We start from the raw sequence: 1,110 nt of genomic DNA on the forward strand, positions 1-1,110 counted from the left end.
ACTGGGCGCTGACCCGCCGGCGACGGTCGGCTTTGAGGCCAAGGTCGTGGCAGCTGATGGGCAAGTACTCTGGGTCGGTGGTTATTATGAACGGCAACGGCCCATGACCGAGGACCTCATGGGATTCTTGCAACGATGGGCCTTCGTGACGGCGGCGGAACTCGCAGAATACGGGGTTGATGCGGTCTTGAGCGACTTCCCGTTCGGTGTGAGGGAGGGCAAGTAGAGTGCTGGTTATTCCTGCTATTGATTTGAAAGATGGGCGTTGTGTGCGGTTACGTCAAGGCGATATGGCTGACGAAACGGTCTATTCTGACGATGTGACGGAGGTTGCCCGCCAGTGGCAACAACAGGGGGCCGGGCTGATTCACGTCGTGGATTTAAACGGCGCGGTCGACGGCGAGCCCAAGAATCTGCCCCACATCGAGTCCGTCATGAACGCGGTTCGCGTCAAAGTTCAGGTCGGCGGCGGCATCAGGACCATTGATACGGTCCGCCGGTATCTCAATGCTGGGGTGTCGCGCGTTGTGCTCGGCACGGCAGCGCTCACGAACCGGGCGCTGCTCGATCTGGCCTGCCAGGAGTTTCCGCAGCGGATCGTACTTGGGCTTGATGCACGTGACGGTCGAATCGCTGTAAAAGGCTGGACGTCGGTATCCGATGTGAAAGCGATCGATTTGTTGAAGGAGCTGTCAGGCTGCGCGATTGCCGCCGTGGTCTATACGGATATCGCGCGTGATGGCATGCTGAACGGGCCGAATATTCCTGCATTGAAAGAAGTCGTCGAATGCTCTTCGTTTCCGGTGATTGCCTCGGGAGGGATCACTCGTCTGGAAGATCTCCAAGCCGTACGATCACTTGGTCCAAAAATCGAGGGAGCGATCGTGGGGAAAGCTCTTTACGATGGGAAACTTGATCTGAAGGCCGCAGTGGCGGCTCTTGGCAAGGAGTAAGGAGTGAAGGGTTAGGAGCCGAACAAGGCTTTCCCCCTCACGTCAGTACGACTATGTTGACCAAACGCATCATTCCCTGTCTGGACGTCAAAGAGGGCCGCGTGGTCAAGGGCGTCAGCTTTGTGAATCTCCGCGATGCCGGAGACCCGGTTGAAGC

Annotated in this window: 3 protein-coding genes; all 3 read left to right on the forward strand. The window is 57.8% G+C overall.

From position 1 onward, the window contains the following. Positions 1-226: hypothetical protein (locus HZB34_00015; GenBank protein MBI5314336.1), on the forward strand; the 226-nt coding region annotated here is incomplete at its 5' end. Position 227: 1 nt separating this feature from the next. Continuing rightward, on the forward strand, positions 228-953 hold the full coding sequence (gene hisA, locus HZB34_00020; protein MBI5314337.1) for a 1-(5-phosphoribosyl)-5-[(5-phosphoribosylamino)methylideneamino]imidazole-4-carboxamide isomerase: 726 nt from the start codon (positions 228-230) through the stop codon (positions 951-953). A gap of 53 nt (positions 954-1,006) precedes the next feature. Beyond that, positions 1,007-1,110 (forward strand): imidazole glycerol phosphate synthase subunit HisF (locus HZB34_00025; protein MBI5314338.1); only part of this gene is annotated, 104 nt, incomplete at its 3' end.

This window comes from Nitrospirota bacterium, from assembly GCA_016219645.1.
Taxonomy (GTDB): domain Bacteria; phylum Nitrospirota; class Nitrospiria; order Nitrospirales; family Nitrospiraceae; genus Palsa-1315.